2 protein-coding genes are annotated in these 3,777 nt (G+C 60.2%); both read left to right on the top strand.

Annotation, left to right across the window (positions count from 1 at the left end):
* Window positions 1-2,832: PAS domain S-box protein (locus NMG80_RS37675; protein ID WP_436798514.1), on the top strand; the 2,832-nt coding region annotated here is incomplete at its 5' end.
* 50 nt (window positions 2,833-2,882) lie between these two features.
* On the top strand, window positions 2,883-3,509 hold the full coding sequence (locus NMG80_RS01045) for a response regulator transcription factor (RefSeq protein ID WP_254016409.1): 627 nt from the start codon (window positions 2,883-2,885) through the stop codon (window positions 3,507-3,509).
* Window positions 3,510-3,777: the final 268 nt, after the last annotated feature.

Below are 3,777 nucleotides of genomic sequence, written 5' to 3'. Positions count from 1 at the left end.
ACCTATGCTGTCTTGAGCCGCAATAACCTCCTGACCTACCTCCTCGCCAGTGGCGAGCCCCTCTCGGAGGTTCAACGCGATGCGGAAGCCGGTCTGGTTTTCGCCCGCCAGGCCGGGTTCGGTGTTGTCGTCGGCTTCATTTCAGGGCAACTACAGCTCGTTCGAACGCTCCGCGGGCTGACGCCAGTCTTCGGCTGCTTCAACGACATTGGGTTCGACGAGGAGCAATTCGAGCGACAGACCGACGGCAAGCCGGGTAGTTGTCTTTACTGGATCCGCAAGCTGCAGGCACGCGTTCTCGCCGGCGACCACGTCGCCGCGCTTGCGGCAGCGGCGAAAGTACAAGGTCTCCTCTGGATGACTCCTGCTATCTTCGAGCGGGCCGACTACCATTTCTACGCTGGCCTCTCGCTGGCTGCACTTTGCGACGAAGTATCAGCCGCCGAGAGTTCCCAATATCGAAAGGCTTTGGCAGCTCACCGCAATCATCTCGAGCAATGGGCCGAGCACTGCGCTGAGAATTTTGCGAGCCGCGCAGCGCTGCTTGGCGCGGAGAGCGCGCGCTTGGGAAGCCGTGCCCTGGATGCGGAGCGTCTGTATGAAGAGGCGATTCAGTTGGCCCATGCGAATGCGCTTTCGCACGACGAAGCGATCGCGTATGAGCGCGCTTCCGCCTTCTATCGCGGGCGCGGGTTCGATCAGATTGCTGCGCTTTACCTGCAGAACGCCCGACGCTGCTATCTCCGCTGGGGGGCTGACGGCAAGGTTCGGCAACTCGATGAGCTCTTTCCACGCCTGCGGGACGATGAACCACCGCCGGATGCGACAAGCACGATCGAAGCTCCCGTCGAACACCTCGACCTTGCCACCGTCATCAAGCTGTCGCAGGCCGTCTCCGGCGAAATCGTCCTCGAGAAGCTGATCGACACAGTGCTGCGTATCGCCCTCGAGCAGGCGGGGGCCGAGCGCGGCCTTCTCATATTGTCGCATGGGGCCGAGCCGCGGGTGATCGCCGAGGCTACCACCAGTGGCAATGCCATCGATATGGATCTGCGTGACGAACCCGTGACCGCGCTCACCTTGCCGGAATCGGTGCTCCACTATGTCGTGCGCACAAACGAAAGCGTGATCCTCGACGACGCCGCTGCCCACGAGGCCTTTGCCGACGATCCATACGTCATTCGGCATCATGCCCGTTCCATTGTCTGCATGCCGTTGCTCAATCAGAGCGTGCTGACGGGCGTGCTGTACCTTGAGAACAATCTTGCCTATCGCGTCTTCGTGCCGGCGCGGATCGCGGTGATGAAGATCCTCGCTTCGCAAGCGGCGACCGCGCTTGAGAATACCCGACTGTACCGCGATCTCGAAGAACGCGAAGCCCGGATCCGACGCTTAGTCGAGGCAAATATCATCGGGATTTTCATCCAGGATGTTGACGGCCGAATTATCGAGGCCAATGAGGCATTTCTCCGCATGGCCGGCTACAGCCGCGACGATCTCAATGCGGGTCGGCTCGGGGCGGAACTGACGCCACCGGAATGGGGCGAGCGTGACGCCGAGGCTGAGGCCGAGCTGAGGATGACCGGTCGCGTCCAGCCGTTCGAAAAGGAGTACCAGCGCAAGGATGGCGGGCGCGTACCCGTGATGATCGGCGAGGCAAGATTCGAAGGGAGCGGGGACCAGGCTGTGGCCTTCGTGGTCGACTTGTCCGAGCGCAAGGAGGCCGAAGAGAGGCTGAGATCAAGCGAGTCCCGCTTCCGAACCTTCGTCGACCACGCGACCGACGCGTTTTTCCTGCATGCCGACGACCTGACCGTCATAGACGTGAACCGACAGGCCTGCGAGAGCCTCGGCTACAGCCGCGAGGAGCTGATCGGAATGCATCCGCGCGACTTTGATGGAGGTCTCGACCACGAAGCACTCGCGACGGTGGTGGATCGAGTGGACGCAGGGCAGACGGCGACATTCGAGACGCTCCACCGGCGCAAGGACGGTACCGTCTTTCCGGTCGAGGTTCGCGCCGGTAGATTCCAGCAAGGAGACCAATGGTTCCGGCTTTCATTGGCGCGTGACATCACCAGCCGCAAGCAAGCGGAAAATGCACTTCAGCTTGCGCAAGCCGAGCTTGCCCATATGAGTCGGCTGACCACGATGGGAGAACTTGCGGCTTCGATCGCCCACGAGGTCAGACAGCCTCTCACCGGGCTGGTAGGCAGCGGCAATGCGTGTCTTCGCTATCTCGACGCGGATCCGCGCGACATCGTCTCCGCCCGTCGCGCCGTCGAGCGCATGATCAGCGACGCCTTTCGCGCGTCGGAGGTCATCGACCGGATCCGGGCAATGGCCAAGAAATCACCCGAGCGCAGGGATCGGCTGAGCATCAACGCAATCGTTTCGGAGACGATTGCGTTGGTGTTCACGGACCTTCAACGGGGTGCTGTCTCGCTGAACACCGGGCTGGCGGACGACCTGCCATCAATCGTGGGAGATCAGGTCCAATTACAGCAGGTCATTCTCAACCTCATAATGAACGCCAAGGATGCAATGACAGCGGTTCCAAAGGGATCACGCGAACTCGTCATACGCACCGAACGAGTGGCACCAGATACGGTTTTGGTGGCGGTCCGTGACAGCGGCCCGCCAATCGACTCCGCGAAGATCGACGAAATGTTTGACGCGTTTTACAGTACCAAACCCAAGGGCATGGGCCTGGGCCTCACGATCAGTCGTTCCATCATTGAGGCTCACAACGGTCGACTCTGGGCCGCGCCAAACAAGCCTCGCGGCGCAATATTTCAATTCACATTGCCAGCTGAGGAGAAAGCGCAATAATAGCCAGCGTCCGGCCTGCCGGCACAATCGGTTCAACTTGGGGCGCGCGTATGAAGGAGATCGTCTACATCATTGATGACGACGAGTCGGTTCGGGAGGGTCTTTGCGATCTCTTGCGTTCGGTCGGGCTCGGTGTGCAGACCTTCACGTCCAGCCAAGAGTTTCTGGACAGCAAACGGATCGACGCTCCCGGCTGCATTATCCTCGACGTTAGGCTGCCGGGGCGCAGTGGGCTCGAATTCCAGAGCGTGCTTCAAAATTTGAACATCCAGCTTCCCGTGATTTTCATCAGCGCCCACGGCGACGTTCCGATCTCGGTGCGCGCAATGAAATCCGGCGCCATCGAGTTCCTGACGAAGCCGGTGCGTGAACAGGAGTTGCTCGACGCCGTTCACGCCGGGATCGAGCAGGACCGCGCCCGGCGGCAGGAGGCCTTGTCAATTGCCGAACTTCGGGAGCGCTACGATTCCTTGACGCCGCGCGAGCGAGAGATCATGAACCTGGTGGTCACCGGCAGGGTCAACAAGCAGATCGCTGCTCAAGCGGGTCTCAGCGAGGTGACCGTGAAGGTCCATCGCGGGCACGTCATGCAGAAGATGCGGGCGAAATCTCTCGTCGATCTGGTCCGAATGGCAGACAGCCTGGGTGTGACGACAACGCCGACTCGCATGAAATAGCGGTCCTATAAAGTATACCAACGTATAATTGTCCTGGTGCGCATGAATATGCGCCGGATGCGCTCTTTCGTTTTCCCTTAAGGAAGTTGACCAACTTGGCAATGGCGTTGAACCGCCAGCCGCCTCTACTGTCCAACCAAAGGATGGAGCTGGTTACATGATCAAAAGGCAGTATCTGCAATCTTCGCGGATACCCTGTGTGGTCCCCAACGCGTCAAGCACTGCACGCATCAATCATACGTCAACCGCGAGTTCGGAGCCGTCCCTG

The organism is Mesorhizobium escarrei (assembly GCF_935825525.1).
GTDB lineage: Bacteria > Pseudomonadota > Alphaproteobacteria > Rhizobiales > Rhizobiaceae > Mesorhizobium > Mesorhizobium escarrei.
The sequence above is the reverse complement of the archived record's forward strand: the minus strand, read 5'-3'. Positions and strand labels throughout refer to the sequence as shown.